The sequence below is a fragment of the Candidatus Methylomirabilis sp. genome, assembly GCF_028716865.1.
Taxonomy (GTDB): domain Bacteria; phylum Methylomirabilota; class Methylomirabilia; order Methylomirabilales; family Methylomirabilaceae; genus Methylomirabilis.
The window spans coordinates 85,761-102,563 of the sequence record NZ_JAQUOY010000002.1; the positions used below are offsets into that span (position 1 = coordinate 85,761).

Annotated in this window: 19 protein-coding genes and 1 tRNA gene; 10 read left to right on the forward strand and 10 right to left on the reverse strand. The window is 58.8% G+C overall.

The annotated features are described in order from the left end of the window. The 4 genes from PHV01_RS01540 to PHV01_RS01555 are packed head-to-tail and all read left to right on the forward strand — an operon-like array spanning position 1 to position 2,391. Positions 1–321 carry a hypothetical protein gene (locus PHV01_RS01540; RefSeq protein WP_337289386.1) on the forward strand — a complete coding sequence of 107 codons (321 nt, stop codon included), beginning with the start codon at positions 1–3 and terminating at the stop codon, positions 319–321. A gap of 22 nt (positions 322–343) precedes the next feature. Continuing rightward, positions 344–904, forward strand: a complete 561-nt coding sequence (locus PHV01_RS01545; RefSeq protein ID WP_337289387.1) for a hypothetical protein — start codon at positions 344–346, stop codon at positions 902–904. Continuing rightward, positions 901–1,743 carry a M23 family metallopeptidase gene (locus PHV01_RS01550; RefSeq protein ID WP_337289388.1) on the forward strand — a complete coding sequence of 281 codons (843 nt, stop codon included), beginning with the start codon at positions 901–903 and terminating at the stop codon, positions 1,741–1,743. Before PHV01_RS01545 ends, PHV01_RS01550 begins: the two co-directional genes overlap by 4 nt. 9 nt (positions 1,744–1,752) lie before the next feature. Next, on the forward strand, positions 1,753–2,391 hold the full coding sequence (locus PHV01_RS01555) for a PilZ domain-containing protein (RefSeq protein WP_337289389.1): 639 nt from the start codon (positions 1,753–1,755) through the stop codon (positions 2,389–2,391). Positions 2,392–2,514: 123 nt separating this feature from the next. Here the strand turns inward: PHV01_RS01555 and PHV01_RS01560 are convergent, their stop codons facing one another. Together PHV01_RS01560 and PHV01_RS01565 are read right to left on the reverse strand one after the other, a co-directional pair. Then, the gene (locus PHV01_RS01560) at positions 2,515–2,802 is read right to left on the reverse strand and encodes an EscU/YscU/HrcU family type III secretion system export apparatus switch protein (protein WP_337289390.1); all 288 of its coding nucleotides are present in this window, start codon (positions 2,800–2,802) and stop codon (positions 2,515–2,517) included. A gap of 10 nt (positions 2,803–2,812) precedes the next feature. Further along, on the reverse strand, positions 2,813–4,528 hold the full coding sequence (locus PHV01_RS01565) for a flagellar hook-length control protein FliK (RefSeq protein ID WP_337289391.1): 1,716 nt from the start codon (positions 4,526–4,528) through the stop codon (positions 2,813–2,815). A gap of 340 nt (positions 4,529–4,868) precedes the next feature. Here PHV01_RS01565 and PHV01_RS01570 point away from each other — a divergent pair, with 340 nt between their 5' ends. From PHV01_RS01570 to PHV01_RS01580, 3 genes are all read left to right on the forward strand, one after another. After that, entirely contained in the window at positions 4,869–5,009 is a 141-nt protein-coding gene (locus tag PHV01_RS01570) for a hypothetical protein (protein ID WP_337289392.1), read from the forward strand. A gap of 19 nt (positions 5,010–5,028) precedes the next feature. Continuing rightward, positions 5,029–5,298, forward strand: a complete 270-nt coding sequence (locus tag PHV01_RS01575) for a hypothetical protein (RefSeq protein ID WP_337289393.1) — start codon at positions 5,029–5,031, stop codon at positions 5,296–5,298. A 15-nt stretch (positions 5,299–5,313) separates the two neighbouring features. Continuing rightward, a tRNA-Leu gene (locus tag PHV01_RS01580) sits at positions 5,314–5,400 on the forward strand. Positions 5,401–5,484: 84 nt separating this feature from the next. Here PHV01_RS01580 and PHV01_RS01585 read toward each other — a convergent pair. Genes PHV01_RS01585 through PHV01_RS01595 form a run of 3 tightly spaced genes read right to left on the reverse strand, consistent with a single transcriptional unit; the run spans position 5,485 to position 8,204 of the window. Next, positions 5,485–6,234 (reverse strand): SCO family protein, encoded by a 750-nt coding sequence (locus PHV01_RS01585; protein ID WP_337289394.1) that lies wholly within the window; start codon positions 6,232–6,234, stop codon positions 5,485–5,487. Next, positions 6,210–7,634: a cbb3-type cytochrome c oxidase subunit I gene (locus PHV01_RS01590; protein ID WP_337289395.1), complete on the reverse strand. Its 1,425-nt coding sequence runs from the start codon at positions 7,632–7,634 to the stop codon at positions 6,210–6,212. Before PHV01_RS01590 ends, PHV01_RS01585 begins: the two co-directional genes overlap by 25 nt. Positions 7,635–7,646: 12 nt before the next feature. Further along, positions 7,647–8,204, reverse strand: coding sequence for a hypothetical protein (locus tag PHV01_RS01595; RefSeq protein ID WP_337289396.1), 558 nt, complete (start codon positions 8,202–8,204; stop codon positions 7,647–7,649). Between the two features lie 258 nt (positions 8,205–8,462). On the opposite strand from PHV01_RS01595, the gene egtD reads away from it, so the two are divergent. Genes egtD through PHV01_RS01610 form a run of 3 tightly spaced genes read left to right on the forward strand, consistent with a single transcriptional unit; the run spans position 8,463 to position 11,785 of the window. Further along, entirely contained in the window at positions 8,463–9,434 is a 972-nt protein-coding gene (gene egtD / locus PHV01_RS01600) for an L-histidine N(alpha)-methyltransferase (RefSeq protein WP_337289397.1), read from the forward strand. 43 nt (positions 9,435–9,477) lie between these two features. After that, positions 9,478–10,245 carry an ATP-binding cassette domain-containing protein gene (locus PHV01_RS01605; RefSeq protein ID WP_337289398.1) on the forward strand — a complete coding sequence of 256 codons (768 nt, stop codon included), beginning with the start codon at positions 9,478–9,480 and terminating at the stop codon, positions 10,243–10,245. Beyond that, complete coding sequence (locus PHV01_RS01610) at positions 10,232–11,785, forward strand: glycine betaine ABC transporter substrate-binding protein (protein ID WP_337289399.1); 1,554 nt, start codon at positions 10,232–10,234, stop codon at positions 11,783–11,785. The genes PHV01_RS01605 and PHV01_RS01610 overlap by 14 nt, the downstream gene beginning before the upstream one ends. 93 nt (positions 11,786–11,878) lie before the next feature. On the opposite strand, the gene nth is transcribed toward PHV01_RS01610, so the two are convergent. Genes nth through PHV01_RS01635 form a run of 5 tightly spaced genes read right to left on the reverse strand, consistent with a single transcriptional unit; the run spans position 11,879 to position 16,791 of the window. After that, entirely contained in the window at positions 11,879–12,553 is a 675-nt protein-coding gene (gene nth / locus PHV01_RS01615) for an endonuclease III (RefSeq protein ID WP_337289400.1), read from the reverse strand. Further along, the gene (locus PHV01_RS01620) at positions 12,550–13,503 is read right to left on the reverse strand and encodes a dihydroorotate dehydrogenase (protein ID WP_337289457.1); all 954 of its coding nucleotides are present in this window, start codon (positions 13,501–13,503) and stop codon (positions 12,550–12,552) included. Before PHV01_RS01620 ends, nth begins: the two co-directional genes overlap by 4 nt. Before the next feature lie 13 nt (positions 13,504–13,516). Then, entirely contained in the window at positions 13,517–14,425 is a 909-nt protein-coding gene (locus tag PHV01_RS01625; RefSeq protein WP_337289401.1) for an aminotransferase class IV, read from the reverse strand. 9 nt (positions 14,426–14,434) lie between these two features. Continuing rightward, the gene (gene pabB / locus PHV01_RS01630) at positions 14,435–15,898 is read right to left on the reverse strand and encodes an aminodeoxychorismate synthase component I (protein WP_337289402.1); all 1,464 of its coding nucleotides are present in this window, start codon (positions 15,896–15,898) and stop codon (positions 14,435–14,437) included. A gap of 5 nt (positions 15,899–15,903) precedes the next feature. After that, complete coding sequence (locus PHV01_RS01635) at positions 15,904–16,791, reverse strand: dihydroorotate dehydrogenase electron transfer subunit (protein WP_337289403.1); 888 nt, start codon at positions 16,789–16,791, stop codon at positions 15,904–15,906. Positions 16,792–16,803 lie beyond the last annotated feature (12 nt).

Consider the following 16,803-nt stretch of genomic DNA (forward strand, 5'->3'; position numbering starts at 1 on the left):
ATGGACGGTCTGTCGAAGGTCAGCGAGCCGTTGCCGGATGTCGCTGTGGCGGAGCAGGCAAGAGAAGGACGCTGGCAGGCCAGTAGCCGGCCGAAAGGGGCTGCGCGGCGCAGACCGAAAAAGGGAGAGCCGGGGTGGGGGACGGCATCAGACGACAGGAGGGACTCTCACGCGGAAGAGGACGGCGGTTCGCCGCCGCAAACCGACCCCGATAAGGAGACTCCGGCCGACCAGGAGGTATCTGGAGCGTGCTATGGGCGGGACAAAGCCATCGCGCCGACCCTGCCGTCAAAGGGTCGGCTTATTGATATCGCGGTCTGAATGGTGATGAGAGGAGGGGGAGATGATCGAATGGGGTGTATCTGCTGTGAAGGACTTGGATACCTACTTCGCCACTCTCGGGACGCAGGAGGCGGCCATCATCGGTTCGCTGATCGTGTCTCTGGCAAGCCTCTGCCTGCTGCTTGTACTGCTGCGGCGACGATCAAAGGGGACGACTGTTAAGCCGGCGGTGAGCGATGTGGAACCACCCGAAGGAGGCCCGCAGGCCGTAAGCGAGGTGACCGCTGCTCAGGGGGAACTCCGTGAGATGATCCGGGAGTTTTCCACGCTGGCAGAGCAGGTACTGCGGGTGCTCGACCGAGAACAGGTGGCGGCAAGGCTGCCCGCTGCGGGAGGAACCGCTCTTCAGCTTCTCGATCTTGGGCTTACGCCGACTGAAGCGGCTCGGGCGACCGGGATGAGTGTGGGAGAGGTGGCGTTGTTGATGAACCTGCATCGGATGAAAGCTGCAAAGGATGGCCTCACGGTGATGCCGACCTGCGACGCAGGGGACCTGCCGAATCACGTTCGAGAAGGAAATGGGGGGTCCGGCCATGGGAAGGTCGAGGTAGCTCACACATGAGAGTAGAGGAGCGAAAACAGGTCGACGCGACAGCGGTGTCGAATCCTGGGGGCGCCGGTCCGGATGTGGGATGGCCGAGGCCGACCTTTTCGCGCGTACTGGCCGAGGCCGATGATCGGTGGCGCGTTTCCGGATCCGCTGCGGGCATCACGAGTCCGGGAGGACGACGGACCGTCCGCGCAGTCCGCCAAGGGGATACTCTCTCACAGATCGTCGAAGGGGTCTTGCGGCAGGCCGGTATCCGTGTCAGTCCTCCTGCCATCTATCGAGCGGTCGAGGAGGTAGCCAGGGTCAATCGAATTACGAATCCGGATCGCATCCGTCCTGGCCAGGCGATCGATCTGTCCGCCCTCACCCCCAGCGCGAATCCGAACGAGCGGGATGTCGGGCTCAGTGACGATGGAGCGGCGGCGGAGGCGGGCGTATCCGCCGGCAGTATCGTGCACGGCCTGAAGGCCTTCATGCAATCTCTTGCGGGCCGAGTTACGTCCTCGTTCGGCCACAGGGCTGATCCGATGACCGGATCGAGAGCCTTCCACGCCGGCGTGGATATCAAGTTGCCGACCGGCTCCTTCATCTATCCGGCCTTGCCGGGCCGGGTCATCTTCAGCGGTCAGACTCTCGGCTACGGTAACCTGGTTATCCTGGCGCATGCGGGCGGATTCACGACATCCTATGGCCATAACTCCTCTAACCTGATTCCTGCCGGGGTAGTCGTGGAGAAGGAGGTGCCGATCGCCATCGTAGGGGCGACCGGGAGGGCGACAGGACCGCATCTTCATTTTGAAGTGCGAAGGGAAGGGCAGCCGATCAATCCGGCAACATTGACGTCCGAGTAGGGGGTTTCGATGCGGGAGAGAATCAGGAAGGGTCTTAAGGTGACGATCGACTTCGCCGACTGCCCCGTCTCGATGGTCGGCACGATTCTGCACGTCGATGTGCAGACGCTGGTCGTATCTCTGGCGTCTGAGGAGAACCAGGGCAAGTCGGCGGGATCCTTGACCACAGCACGGGACGTGCGCGTGTCGGCGACAGTGGAAGATGCCATCTATCGATTTACCTCCACGCTTCTCCGCTCGTCAGGCCTTCTCTTCTACCTTACCCCTCCTGGCGAGGTGCAAAGGCATCAGCGGAGAGAGCACGTCAGACAGCCGTGCCTACTCGATGTAGAGTTCGTCATGTCAAGAGGCAATGGTGCTCAGGCGCCGCGCAAGCGAGCGACGGCAGTGAACATCAGTTGTGGCGGTTTGCTCTTGGTGTGCGAGGGGCGAATGGAGGTCGGGGATGCCGTCGATGTCTCGGTAATATTCTCTCGCGACGAGCCTCCCCTGCAGACCGCCGTACAGGTCGTCCGGACAGAGCAATCTGTCCGATCCGGACGGGATTTACGCAGGGTCGCGCTCCGTGTGACTGATCTGAAGCGAGCCGACGAGAAGCGGCTGACTCAGTTCATCACGAAGTTGCAGACAAAGCGACGACTGGTATAGTCCCGATGGGGTGCTACTGCAGGTCTCTCTCTGAGTGAGAGAGCCATCTTTCCTCAGCCGCACGACTGCACACATCACTGCATAATCAGCCGTGACATTGTCTTGAACTACCTCGGGCGGCGCTTATGGGCGGGAGGACTGACCGGGACCACTGGACAGTCGCTTCTTGGCGTTGACCCGGTAGACGAAGGCCAGCACCTCGGCCACGACGGCGTAGAGCTCAGGCGGGATTGCTTCGCCGATGTCGAGCCTGGAGAGGACCTCCACCAGGTCAGGATCCTGTTTGATGTAGATGCCGTGCGCTTTGGCGAGTTCGATGATCTTCTCAGCGACTTGCCCGCGGCCCGAGGCGATCACCTCTGGCGCCGAGTCCTTGGGCGGTTCGTACTTCAGGGCAACGGCCTTCTGCACGGCAGCCCCCCTAGACCTGGATGTCGATCTTGAAGAGAGGTGGCATGGGCTCTCGGTTCGATCGCGTATTGAGTCTGGTGGCAATGAGGGCGCGAATGGAATCCACAGTGTAACCGGAAATGTGAAGGCGCTCCCGCAACTCGAGCGAGGACTCCTGAAACAGGCCAATCGTCTCGTCGTTCGAGCATTCAATGCGGCACCGCAGGTGCTTCCGGTACAGATCCACGTGGACATCGACCGGTCCAAGGTGACTCATCTGTAACAGAAAGGCGAGGTGCGCGTTTTCCGGGTCTACCCGCTTTGTGTGGCCTCGTCGCTGGTAGTAGATCCGGACCTCGGCGGTGTCGGTCGTATCTTGACCAGCAGCGGCTATCGGCAGATTGAAGACGTAGTACCCCTGGGGCTGGGTAGGCGGTGGCATACCGGCATTACTCAACTGTTCCGCCTCCACCATCGTGATCATCTCGTGGATGGCTCCGCCGAGTTCTCGGAGCAGGGGTGCGAGACGATGGTGGGCGGGCAGCTCATCTGAGGCCTGAGTCAATACGTCGTTCATCGAGGCGAGCTGCTGGCGGAAGTCGGAGGCTATTTCTGAAGGGTGCTGCCGCCTCAACGCGGGTGACGCCTGGTGCGGCTCCTCCGAAAGAAGCCTTGCAGGGGGAGCGGGAGCGGTCGCTTCCTGTTCCAATACAAGAGAATGGGTCGATTGAGGGGATTCTGCGGTGAGAAGCGCCTCTCCAGCAGGAAGGTCGGCGGTGGAGGTCATAGTCTTAACCGGATCTGGCCGTAGATCGAGCGGCGCCAGATCAGGGCCTTCGTTTGAGGGTAGCCTTGATAGCTCAATGATGATTTCCTCTTTGGCTGGTGCAGTGGATGGCTGCACCGCCTGCTCTCTCAGGGTATGCATACTTTCTTCGAGGAGCCGCGCGAGGCGGTTCTCCGTTGGCATAGCGATCTGATTGAGTACCTGTTTGACCAGCGCGGCAAAAGCCTGACCCTGGACTTGGTCTGGTACGAGGAGAGGCAGCTCATGAAGGAGTTGGCACGCAAGGGCCAGCATATCCCTGGGCAGTATGGCAGCCTCACCGCCTGGCTCTATCTGTTCTGCATGTAGCAGCAACTCTACTAACTGAGTCACGAGAGCCTGCACTCGGGCGCCAAGGTTATTCGGTTGCAGCAGTGCGCCCTTTGCCAGCTCCATGCTCTCGTGTGTGACGGGCAACTCTTTGAGCATGAGGAAGATTGCCGCCTCGATGTCGTCTGCTTGAGGCGCCTCAATGAACGGGAGCGCGTTGCGTGCCGCCGATACGATCGTATTCGTGATGGGGAGCGAATTGCGGAGAAGCGCGCGAGCGATCAGCAGGTTCGTGCGGTCGGGGAGAAGGTGCTGTGTGGACAGCAAATCACTCAGCTCCTGATCGGCGATACGGCGGAGTCCCGGCGCCTCCTCTTCAATCTTTGAGGCCACATGCAAAGCGACTCGGTCAGGTCGGACTTCGCGTACCACAAGGTTCAAGACCTGCCCGACCTGTAGCGGCAGGAGGCTTTCTGCTGCGATCTGCTCCCCCAGCATGGAGATTACTACCTGACTGCCACGTACCGCGAGTACGCGCCCCTGAAGCGCCTGATCCAGGTTGAGTCGCTTCAGTAAGGAACTGCCCTGGTTCAGGGGCGGAGTGAGAGTCGGGATATGAGCAAGCAGCGATGAGCCAATCCTAGCGGTCACGCAGGCTCCTTCTGGGTAAGTCCCGCGAGGGCGTGAAAACGAGCGGGTAGCAGCCCTTGCGCTGCTAAGCGTAATGGGTCGCTAGGCCGCCCCGATATGCCGTATATTCGTTATCGGCAAGGCATGGCTCAACTTGAAGGAAAAGTACAGTGCAAAGCAGAGAGCGAAGAGCGCTTGCGCAAAGCTATTGCTTTAGCAGAAGGCTATGGTGATTGTGATGTTTTTGTGCTAGAAGTATACAATGTCATAGGGCAAAGCCGGTATTGACGATAGTAGAGCTTAACTTGAAAGTGTCAGTAATCGCGGGTTGTCTCTGCTATCATGCTATATGGAGTTTCTCGTGCCAAAGGTCTACGAAACCTTTATTCGGTCCGCCCGCCGCCTCCACCATGTCGGATACTTGTTCTGGATTGTGATCATGTCACTCACAACGGCCGTCGAGTGCGCGTTGGTTAAGCCGCCGGTTCGCGGCGGACAATAGCGAAGGAAGGGGATGGCGCGTGGCGAAGCGCATCAAGGTCCAGATCGGCACTGAGGCTGTTGACGGGGTCGATCTCGATTTTCGGACACTGCGCGAGGAGTGGAATGAGTACGAGACCGAGGACGGTAGCCGGATCCGTGTGAAGCTGGTGGTCAGTGAGATCATCCGCACGGACCAATACGATACCCAGACAGATCAGCCGCTCTATGTTGTCCGGTCCGGGAACATCGTGGTCACGAAAGCCCCTGACGAGTTGAAAGAGAAGCTACGCCGGCGCCAGTCCGGATAGCGCGGGAACGACCTTGCCGGGGTGGCGGAACTGGGAGACGCTCGGGACTTAAAATCCTGCGGGCTTCGGCCTATGCGGGTTCGACTCCCGCCCCCGGCACCAACGATTTCAATGGATTGCACAGTTCCTCCCATGTGACCCCCATTACCTAGTTTTGTTCGATGCCAGTAAGTTGTCACCATGTAATTACCTCCGTTTTCCTCCGGTCGAGGGTTTTATGATCAGAGACATGGATAATAGCCCGAAGAGACCCAGCAGGGCTGGAGTGAAAAGAATCAGAAACCCTGGCCCCATTCGCCATTTTCCTGTGATTGGGTCGTATTCAAAGCAGCGGAAAATAGTTTCTTTTCCGGGAAGGGGATAGGAGGGAATAAATTCTCCCTGCATTTCTCTCAGCACCTCTGCAAGCCTTGCAGTCTTCTGAAAACCTACAAGAATTCTCAGGACATATCCATTCCGATCAATACCGGCAACCATCGCCGGATGATCAAATCCTCCGATTTCTTTGCGCCATTCAAAGTGAAATCCCATACTGTCGGCAAGGGCTGCTATATCTTTCGTCACGCCAAACATCCAGTTGTCTGGTCGGGGTACATCCAGGATCTTCCCCAATCTCACCATATCCTCTACAGTATCCCGAGGATCAAGGTTGAGGACCAGAACGCGATATCCATCTATCTGAATTTTTTGCAGTTCCTTCTGCAGATATTGGAGATACGGGTAGCAAATGGTCGGACATCTGGTGTAGACGAAAGTGAGAAGCACAGGGTTTCTCGTGTAAATCTCAGAAAGATGGATCTCCTCATGAGCGGTCTTTATCAGGGCATTCGGCATCTTGCGAAAGACATATCGATTCTCTTCGGGCAGTTCCGGTTGCGCAAAGGCGGAAGCCGCTAAAAGAGGTATGAGAATCAGCGAGAAAAGGCTCTGGCGCATCGCTTTGACGCTCCGAAGAAAAAGAAGGCTATCCCCAGTAAATACAGTACAGCGAAGCCCGCGGCAGCTTTCGCCAGTGTTGTGCCCATGGACAGATCGGGCGGATAGAGATTGAATCTTCTGGGGATGGAGAACGTTCCCGAAAGATAAAACATGCTCACAAATCCCCAACCTCCCAATAAGAGCAACGCAAAGATGCTCCTCGATAATCCGACAGAGAAGGGTGTACCGGACACCTTCTCAGCGAACCAGACGACAAAGGCGAGATTGAAGAAGATCTGACCCAGCAGGTTATAGGTATGAAAGTGGGCGGGAACCCACTGGGTATTGTGAAGAACAAAATTGTTGACGATCGTCGCATCTAATACGGCTGCCACCCCCCCTATCGCCCAACCGAGTACGCCATAAAAGTAGAGGAGAGAGGCCAGATTCCATTTCATCGAGTTCCGGTAGGTGTAGGCGAGTACGCTGAAGATCGTGATCACAGCCGCAGGGATAGGCGCAAGGAACGAGGCGATCTGACCGATGAATTGAAATCCGGTCGGCTGGACAAAATCCATATACAAATGGTGAAAGTAGGCGAACATCACGATAAGAAAGGTTGCATTCCAGGATAATGCCACATACCATGTGGTCTTCCATTTCGCGCGATGGCCGAATTCCGGATAGAGCTCGTATAGCACCGCTACCGCCAAATACAGCATTTCATTCACCAGCGTATGTCCAAATATAAACGTCAAATTCTTCATCAGGAGTGCATCGTTTTTGAACCACCCCAGATACTCACCAAAGTACAGGCTCAGCAGGGTCACCCCGGCAAGCAGGCAAATAAAAATACCGATCAGCGTCGCGGTGAGAACGACAATGAACGGTGGGACCTCCGGTTCTTTTCTCCCGCGGAGGTAATGCCAGGCCAGAGCCTGGGGCAATGAATATTTCCGCAAGATGCCGATCAGCATGGAAATGGTCCAGACCAGCCACCCAACCCCCAGTACCCCGATGCTGACGAGAAAGAGCGGCGTTGCCCAGCTCTCCCATGTCTTGTAAAAGGGAAGGGGATAGAGGAAATACCATCCGGCAGCAAATTTCCCGATGAAGGTCGCAATGATCAGCAAGACCACCCCTATCAGTGTCAGGATATAGGCGATGATGTTTCCGACCAACGGTGAAGCCGAGTGTTTGTTCAGTAGGTAGTTGTTGCTTGCCATGCCAAAAACGAACCAGAGACCCGCCATACCCAGGCCATGGAGGGTGAGAAATGAGAAAAAACGGTCCGCCGGTACGGTAATCACCCCTCCCTGATTGGCACGCATGAAGATTCCGAGGAGGATCAGAATGGGAAATAAAGTGAGACCGGTATAGATCCACAAGGCGGTCATGCGAGAATTTGCTTGCTCCATTTCGTCTTCTCCTTATCGTACCTCAAAACTCGTGCGCATAATAAAATGGGCGATACCGCAGTATTCCAGGCAAAGGACATTGTATGTACCAGGCTTTTCAAACCGGATACGCAAGCGGTTGACGTAACCCGGCATCGCCTGAACCTGAGCGATGATGGTATGTTCCGGGTCGTAAATGCCAAAGCCATGATTCACATCCCGGCTGGTGACTCGGAACTCTACCAAGGCCCCTGCAGGTAGAACGGTGCCGCCTGAAGCTTCGGCGGAGGTCTTTTCCCTGTCGAGCGATTCATCCGAAAGGGTAAACGCGAACTGCTGTGCCGTCACAACGATGATTTTTTCCGGCCGTTCCTGGACAAAAAGCAGATAGGGAGAGCGTGGAAGGGTGAAAAAGAACACCACACCAAGAATAATACCAAGCATGAGAAACCAGAGACCCCGATAGCGATTGACCCGCGCAGGTGCAATGTCGTTCGTTTTTTTTGTGCTGAAAAACACCATCTGAAAGACCAGCACAAGTGCACCGCTCACAATCAGAAAGCTGATCAAAACAAGGACCTGCTGCGTCATACCTGTCTCCTGGCGTGGAACAATGTTAGAGGCCGTCTCAACAGTTGCTTTCCCTCATGGGCGGAGACTTGATACCTTCGGGTAGGAAGGTTAGCAGTGCTCACAACAACCCCGCGCACAGAAAGTGCCCGCTTCATAAAAAGGGTAATCCGAATCACCGCACAGGGCAAGGTGAAAAAGCTGGGCCTAAATCGCATTTCTCCTTGACAGTGGGATCAAAGCACGGTATCACGCGAACAGTGGACTTGAGGCAACGTCATGGACGATGAACGATATATCTGCATTGCGCTAAGGAATGCTCAGGACACGCTGGCCGACGATATTCGGCAGGCGCTGACCGCTCCCAGGAAGTGGCTTCCCTGCAAGTACTTCTACGATCCCGCCGGGAACGCCCTATTCGAGCAGATCTGTGAGCTGCCCGAGTACTACCTGACGCGGGCGGAGACCGCTATTCTCAACAGCCATGCCGCGACAATCATCGAACGCTGCCCCTCGGACCTCACGCTGGTCGAACTGGGCAGCGGCAGTTCCACGAAGAGCCGATATCTGATCGAGTCATGCCTGGCTCGGCAGCAGGATCTCACCTACTATGCGGTTGATATCTCACCCACTGGATTGGAGAATGGAACGCGACAGCTATTGGACAACTACGCGCGTCTGAGGGTTGTGGGGGTGGCGGCCGAATTTGCCGATGGGCTTGGCTATCTTACCACACACGCAAGCGGACCTCGATTGGTCGCGTTTCTGGGATCCACCATCGGCAACTTCACGGAAGAAGAGATCGCCTGGTTTTTCACGATGCTCCGTTGCCATCTTCGCCCAATGGACCGGCTCCTGCTTGGCGTTGACCTGATCAAAGACCTTGCCGTCCTGGAAGCGGCCTACGATGATGCCCAGGGCGTGACCGCACAGTTTAATCTCAACATTCTGGTACGACTCAACCGGGAGTTGTCCGCCGATTTCGATTTGGCCGCATTTCAGCATCGGGCGGTATGGAATCACGAACGCAGCCGAATAGAGATGAACCTGGTCAGTATGCGCAATCAACGCGTCAGAATCGCCGACCTGAACCTTGACATCGATTTTCGCCAGGGCGAAACGATCCACACAGAAAACTGCTACAAGTACTCCAAGTCGGGAATGGAATCGCTGCTTACGCGCCACGGATTTCAGATTCTTGGTCGTTTTACCGATCCTCGGGATCAATTTTGTCTTTTCCTGGCCTCTTGATTATCCCCCACACGATGGTTCCGACCCCTTTTTCCTCCCAGCCATGAACGACCTGGTCGCGATTGAGTTTGACCACGTGTACTACCGAGCCCCCGGCGGCGCGGTCATTCTTGATGATGTCAGCTTCAGCGTGAAGCGCGGCGAGGTGCTCGTTCTTGTGGGCCGTAGCGGCGTCGGCAAGACAACTATTCTGCGGCTGATCAATCGCCTTCTCGTGCCGAGCGCGGGTGAGGTCCGGGTCGAGGGTCGGGCGACACCCGAGTGGGACCCGATCGCCTTGCGCCGCCGGACCGGCTATGTACTGCAGGAGGTCGGCCTGTTCCTGCACATGACGATCGGCCGCAACATCGGGGTCGTCCCACGCCTGAACGGGTGGCCGGAGCCCCGCATCCATGCGCGCTGCCAGGAACTGCTGGAGCTTGTTGGGCTTGATCCATCAACCTTTGAAGGACGGTTTCCCCACGAGCTCTCAGGCGGACAACGCCAACGAGTAGGGTTCGCGAGGGCGCTGGCCGCTGATCCCCCCATAATCCTGATGGACGAGCCGTTCGGTGCGCTCGATCCGCTCACGCGAGCCGAGCTGCATCACGAGTTCCACCGCATTCAGGATCAGCTCCGCAAGACCGTCGTCATGGTATCGCACGACATGGGTGAAGCCTTTGCACTCGCCACCAAGCTGGGGGTCCTGGATCAGGGGCGCCTCGTGGCGCTTGATACTCCGGAGGCCATCGCCCGCGCCGCCGATCCGAGGATCCGGTTGTTCCTCAACGCCATGCCGCCAGTACCGGTCATCGCCCGTGATACTGATTAACTTCTGGATCGCCCATCGGGCCGACATGCTGGGCGCGATTGCTCAGCATCTGCTGCTTACGCTGGTTGCGACCGTCGCGGCGATCGCTATCGCGGTCCCGCTCGGGATCGTGGCGGCGCGACGCCCTCGACTGGGCGCGGTGCTGCTGACTTTCGCCAATATCGCTCAGACGGTGCCCAGTCTCGCTATGTTCGGATTCCTGGTGGCGCTGCCGCTGATTGGGGGAGTCGGCGCCCGCAGTGCCCTCATCGTGCTTATCCTCTATGCGCTACTGCCGGTCATGCGCAACACGGTCGCCGGTATCCAGGGGATCGATCGGGCGGCTCGGGATGCGGGTGTGGCTCTTGGGATGACACCGCAACAGTTGCTGCTGCAGGTCGAGTTGCCGCTGGCGATGCCGACGATGGTAGCGGGGGTGCGGGTGGCCGCGGTGGTCGGCGTGGGCGCCGCCACGATTGCCGCCGCCATCGGCGCCGGAGGGCTCGGCGACTATATCTTCCGGGGTCTCTCCATGACCGAGCCGACCCTGATCCTGGCGGGCGCGGTGCCGGCTGCGCTCCTCGCCCTTACGGTGGACGCCTCACTCGGATGGCTCGAGCGCGCCATGACACCGGGGGCTGCCCAATCGCGGCGCGTGACGGCCCGGGCCCTGACAGCCGTCGGGATCGTCCTGGCACTGATCGTGACGGGTAGCTTCGCCATCTCTGGGCGCTGGGGCTCTCGAGTCATCATCGGGTCGAAAAATTTTTCCGAACAGGTCATCCTCGGCGAGCTCTTGGCCCAGGTGATCGAGCGGACAACCGATCTCAGGGTTGAGCGTCGTCTCAATCTCGGCGGCACGTTCATCGCCGATCAGGCGCTCCGCTCCGGCGCCATCGACGCCTACGTCGAGTACACGGGAACGGCTCTGACCGCGATCTTTCATCAACCGGTGGCTCGGGATCATGCGGATGTGCTCGCGCGCGTCACTGCAGCGTATACGGAGACCGGTCGCACAGTCCTGTCGCCCCTCGGCTTCAATAATACCTTCGCGATCCTCATTCGAGCCGCCGAGGCGCGGCGACTCAACCTCAAAACAATCAGCGATGCGGCGCCGCATACGCCAAGCTGGAAGGCCGCCTTCGGATACGAATTCCTGGAACGCGAGGACGGCTACAAAGGACTGGTACAGACCTACAGGCTGCGATTTAGTGAGACGCCGCATGTGATGGATCTGACGCTGAGCTACCGCGCGCTTGCCGGCGGCTCTGTCGATCTGATCGCCGGCGAGGCGACCAGTGGGCTGATCAAGGGGCTCGATCTGTACATGCTCGAGGATGACCGGCACTATTTCCCGCCCTACCACGCCATTCCCGTCGTCCGAACAGAAACGCTGGCAGCTCACCCGGAGCTTCGAACGGCAATCGAGCGATTAGCAGGACGGATCTCGGAGAAGGTGATGCGACAGATGAACTACGATGTGGATGTCGGCCACCGCGATGCCGCAGTCGTCGCGCGGGAGTTCCTTGACCGACTTGGGTTACAATCGCCGGCCCGGTGAGGAATAGGTCTCGGCACCATCGATGCCGATCTCCGTTCTCTCCTGTAACCCGAGACGGTGGTTCGCGCAGTCATCTTCCTTTGAAAAAATAGGTCATGTGGTTTTGTCCGGCCAGGGGCAGAGGTGGCGGACTGGGCAGTGGGGGCAGTCGGGTCGCTTGGCGGTGCAGACGGCCCGGCCGTGGAAGACGAGCAGGTGGGTGAGGAGGGTCCACTTCTCCTTTGGGATGATCCGGCAGAGCTGAGCTTCGATCTCATCCGGCTTGTCGCTGGCGGCCAGGCCGAGGCGGTTGGCTACCCGCGTGACATGGGTGTCCACCGCAATCCCCTCGGTAATGCCGAAGGCGTTGCCCAGAACGATGTTGGCGGTCTTGCGCCACACGCCTGACAGCGTAATCAACTCATTCATCGTCTGCGGCACCTGCCCGCCGAACTCCTCGACCAGCTTCTTGCAGCAGCCAATGATATTCCTGGCCTTGTTGCGGTAAAAGCCCGTCGATCGGATCGCCTCCTCCAGCTCCACCGGCTCGGCATCGGCAAACGACTTCGGCGTTGGATACTGTTTAAACAGCCCCTTCGTGACTTGATTGACACGCTCGTCGGTACATTGGGCGGCCAGGATCGTGGCGATCAACAATTGAAACGGATTCTTGAAATCCAGCGTCACGTGGGAACCAGGGTAGGTTTGCTCAAGGACGACCACGATCTGCTTGGCTTTGGCGGGGGTAGCAGTACGGATATCGCTTTTTTGCGGCTTCGACTTGATCACCCTGCTGTCTCCCGAGGAGTGCCGCTGAGATCCAAGGACCCGATCAGATCAGTGACGCGGCTAACCTTGTGGCGGACGAGATACGCCTCGATGCCATCGATGATTCGCTCGGCGCTGCTCGGCGAGGTGAAGTTGGCGGTCCCGACTGCGACGGCGGTCGCACCGGCGATCAGGAACTCCAGCGCATCGTCGGCCGTCATGATCCCGCCCATCCCGATCAGCGGCAGCTTGACCGTTCGGGCGACCTCCCACACCATTCGGACAGCGATTGGCCGGATGGCGGGGCCGGAGAGCCCGCCGGTCACATTGCCGAGCTTCGGCCGCCGACTTCGCACGTCGATGGCCATACCGATCAGCGTGTTGATGAGGGAGAACGCATCAGCCCCGCCATCCGCCAGTGCCCTTGCCATCTCAGCAACATCAGTGACGTTCGGGGAGAGCTTCGGAATAAGTGGGAGTCGAGTGGCCTGTCGCACACACGCGACCAGCTTGTTGGCCAGTATGGCATTGCAGCCGAAGACCAGGCCGTCGGCTACATTGGGGCATGAGATGTTCAACTCGATCCCGCTGATTCCCTCCTGATCGCTCAGCCTCTTCGCCAGTTCAACGTAGTCCTCGATCGACTCGCCGGCGATATTAACGATGATCGGGGGGCCCAACTTCCTGAGGTAGGGCAGTTTCTCCTCGATGAAGGCTTGCAGACCAACGTTCTGAAGACCAATGGCATTGAGCATCCCGGCCGGGGTCTCGACGATCCGTGGAGGCTGGGCCCCGGCTCGTGGACGCAGCGTGATGGTCTTGACGACGATGGCCCCCAGACGTGAGAGGTCCAGGAAAGGCTCAAACTCCTGAGCATAGCCAAACGTCCCGGAGGCAGTCATCACCGGATTTTGCATCGCAATTCCCGCGACGGTCACGCTCAGATCCGGCTGTTTGGCGCGGCTCACCACAGATTTCACGGTTTCATGCCCCGCACGGGCGCACGCAGTGCGCCCCTACATGCGCCCGCGTCCGTTCCTTTTCGACGGCTGCCCGGTAGCATTTTTGGAGATGTTGCGTCACAGGGCCAGGACTGCCGGTACTGATCTTGCTGCCATCAACGAAGATAAGCGGCATGATCTCCTTCAGGGAACCGGTCAGGAACGCTTCGTCAGTCACGAGGAGATCGTTGAGATGAACCGGGGCTTCGCTGACCCTCAGACCATCTTTCTTAGCCAGCTCGATAATCACATCCCGGGTAATTCCTGGCAAGAGTCCAGAGCTTAAAGGAGGGGTTGTCAATACCCCTTTCGAGAATGAGAACAGGTTACTCGTGGCTCCCTCGACGACGCAGTCATCGTGATCGACAAACAGGGCCTCCTGAGCCCCTTCACGGCGCGCTTGGGCCATTGCCAGCATGTTATAGAGGTAGTCGAGCGACTTGATCTGAAGCGGGTTGAATGGGCTTCCCCAGTGAACCGTGATCACGCCGATTCCGACCTGTTGACGTTCGGCGATTCCCGCGTCCAGGGGCCTGGCAACCAGCAGCAATGTGGGCGAGGAGGGGGCATCAGAAGGCAGGAGGGAACCGAGCACGTCCGGGCCTCTCGTCACCGTCAGCCGCAAAGAGGCATCAACAGCCTGAAGGCGATTGCGCCGGAGCAGCTTACTCATCACCTGCCGCCACTCACCCACGTCACCTTTGAACGGAATCCCGATCTGATCGGCGCCCTTCTTGAGGCGAGCAAGGTGGCATTCGAGGCTAAAGACCCACCCGGCATATGCTCGAATCGTTTCGAAGAGGCCGTCGCCATACGAGAACCCTCGGTCGAACGCTGACACCTTTGCCCGCTCAGCCTGCACGTAGCGCCCGTTCAGATAGACAACGGCCATCCGCTTCCTTTACCTCCCAAAGCCAGCGCCGACGCCGAGGGTCCGAAAGAAGGTTTCGGCCTTTAATAACGTCTCCTCGTACTCCCGTGCCGGTGAGGAATCAGCCACGATTCCGCCGCCGGTCTGGAAATAGATCCGTCCGCCTGTTACGATGGCCGTTCGAATAGCGATGTTCAACTCCATCGCGCCGGAGAACCCGATGAACCCGATCGCCCCGGTGTAGAGGCCACGAGCCGTCGGCTCCACCTCGTCGATCACCTCCATCGCGCGGATCTTGGGGGCTCCGGTGATAGAGCCGCCAGGAAATGTGGCCCGCAGACAGTCGATCGGATCTGTCCCCTCCTCGAGGATGCCTGCCACGGTTGAGACCATATGGTGGAGGGTGTGATAGGTTTCGATCGTCTCGAATTGCTCCACATGCACGGAACCGACCTGACATATCCTGCCCAGATCGTTCCGCTCTAAGTCCACGATCATGACATGCTCGGCGCGCTCCTTGGGATCGCGGCGCAATTGACCAATGATGCGCGCATCCTCCTCTACCGTCATCCCGCGAGGGCGTGTCCCCTTGATTGGACAAGTCGAGATCCGGTTCCCTTCCACCAGCAGGAACCGTTCCGGGGAGTTGGACAGCACCTGAAAGGGACCACAGTGCAGATACGCCCCAAAGGACGCAGGGAAGCGGCTCCGCAGGCGCCGGTAGAGGGCCCAGGGGTCACCCGAGAAGTAAGCGGCGAAGCGCTGCGAGATGTTGGCCTGATAGATGTCGCCCGCCGCGATGTACTCTAGCACCGCCTCCAGCGCCTTGAAGTAGTGCGTCTTTGACATGTTGCTTTCAAGGGGGGCCTCGGTATGCGGTAACTCGGGCGGCACGCTACCGGCGAGCCGGGCCCGTCGAATCAGGTCAAGGCCTTCCTGTAACCGCTTCCGAGCCCTTTGCTCCCGCTCGGCGCCTGGGGGGAGCGGTAAGCCGGATGAGGTGACGAGAAGCTGGCCCGTTCCCGGTTCGAACCAGAAGAGGAGGTCGTAAAAATGGATCACGCAGTCCGGCAGCCCAAGGTCGTCCACCGCCACAGCCGGCACTGTTTCGAGATGGTGTCGGAGATCGTACCCAAAGTAGCCGATGGCGCCGGCGCCTGGAAATTCCCGGATAGGCGCGGTGTCACCAAATTGCTGGAGAAGCGTCTGAAGGTGCCGGAAGGGATCACCGGTGAGTCGGCGTAGCTCACCCTGGAGCGAGATGGTAATTTCCTGTCCTTTCGCCGAGAAGGTAAGGAACGGATCATAGCCGAAGCACGTAGCCCGCCAGCGATTGACAGCCCAAGGGTCAGCATCCAGGAGGCTGGAGCCTGGCCGGGCGGCGACCAGACCGAAAAGATCCGTGAGGACCGGCGGATTCGGAACTTCCTCTGTGAGGAGGTCGAAAGAGTGGTGTGGAACGCGAGGAGCGGGAATAGAAGACGACGGGGTCATAGGGGTTATCTCTGATGGGACCAGAGGATGTCACGGGCGTCGAAGACCGGTCCGTCCTTGCAGACGAGGCGGTAGGTCCGATCTTGTCCGCCCCCCTTCACCGGTACGACGCAGCCCATGCAGGCTCCGAAGCCGCAGGCCATGCTCGCTTCCAGGGAAGCCTGGTATGGCAGCTCATATTTTTCGGCAAGCGACGCAAGGGCCGCCAGCATAGGATACGGGCCGCAGGCATAAATACTGGTGTCGGGTGTCGGGTGTCGGGTGTGAAGATACTGCTCCAGCAGCTCGGTCACCAACCCTTTCTGACCCGCACTGCCGTCTTCTGTGGTCACGTGAATCTTTGCGCCGGCCCGCCTAAAATCGGCGGTACACAGCAGATCAGCCTTCGATCTCCCGCCGAGAAAGACGGTCATCTTCGTTCCGCGTGATGTCCGGCGCGCAGCCAGCGCCTCGGCAAGGGCAGCGATGGGAGGGGCGCCGATTCCACCGGCAATCAAGAAAATGTCTGTGACGGAACGTGGAACCTCAAAGCCGTTCCCCAGGGGCCCGAGGACGCGGAGCGACCTCCCTGGCCGCATCGCCGCCAAGAGTGTCGTCCCGCGACCACACACCTTGTAGAGGATCTCCACCTGGGCTGTGCCCAGTTTTGGGTTCGCGAAAGAGCCTTTTTGAACTTGAAACTTTACACCTTGAACTTTGAACTGGCTTGCGCACCTGATACTCATCGGCCGAGGCAGCAGCGGATCGCGTCCATCGGGCCATCCGAGCATGAGAAATTGACCAGGGCGGAATCGAGCCAGGTGTCGAGGGCCAACCAGACGCATCGAAAAGTACTCCGGCGCGATCTGCCGATTGGCTACCACCTCAACTTGGACCTCAGATGCCGCCGCCATTCCCCGCACCTC

Bases quoted from the DNA above. Each gene is read 5' to 3' on its own strand.
- PHV01_RS01540 (WP_337289386.1), top strand. From the start codon at position 1: ATGGACGGTCTGTCGAAGGTCAGCGAGCCGTTGCCGGATGTCGCTGTG.
- PHV01_RS01545 (WP_337289387.1), top strand. From the start codon at position 344: ATGATCGAATGGGGTGTATCTGCTGTGAAGGACTTGGATACCTACTTC.
- PHV01_RS01550 (WP_337289388.1), top strand. From the start codon at position 901: ATGAGAGTAGAGGAGCGAAAACAGGTCGACGCGACAGCGGTGTCGAAT.
- PHV01_RS01555 (WP_337289389.1), top strand. From the start codon at position 1,753: ATGCGGGAGAGAATCAGGAAGGGTCTTAAGGTGACGATCGACTTCGCC.
- PHV01_RS01585 (WP_337289394.1), bottom strand. From the start codon at position 6,234: ATGCGCCAGAGCCTTTTCTCGCTGATTCTCATACCTCTTTTAGCGGCT.
- PHV01_RS01590 (WP_337289395.1), bottom strand. From the start codon at position 7,634: ATGGAGCAAGCAAATTCTCGCATGACCGCCTTGTGGATCTATACCGGT.
- PHV01_RS01595 (WP_337289396.1), bottom strand. From the start codon at position 8,204: ATGACGCAGCAGGTCCTTGTTTTGATCAGCTTTCTGATTGTGAGCGGT.
- egtD (WP_337289397.1), top strand. From the start codon at position 8,463: ATGGACGATGAACGATATATCTGCATTGCGCTAAGGAATGCTCAGGAC.
- PHV01_RS01605 (WP_337289398.1), top strand. From the start codon at position 9,478: ATGAACGACCTGGTCGCGATTGAGTTTGACCACGTGTACTACCGAGCC.
- PHV01_RS01625 (WP_337289401.1), bottom strand. From the start codon at position 14,425: ATGGCCGTTGTCTATCTGAACGGGCGCTACGTGCAGGCTGAGCGGGCA.
- pabB (WP_337289402.1), bottom strand. From the start codon at position 15,898: ATGACCCCGTCGTCTTCTATTCCCGCTCCTCGCGTTCCACACCACTCT.
- PHV01_RS01635 (WP_337289403.1), bottom strand. From the start codon at position 16,791: ATGGCGGCGGCATCTGAGGTCCAAGTTGAGGTGGTAGCCAATCGGCAG.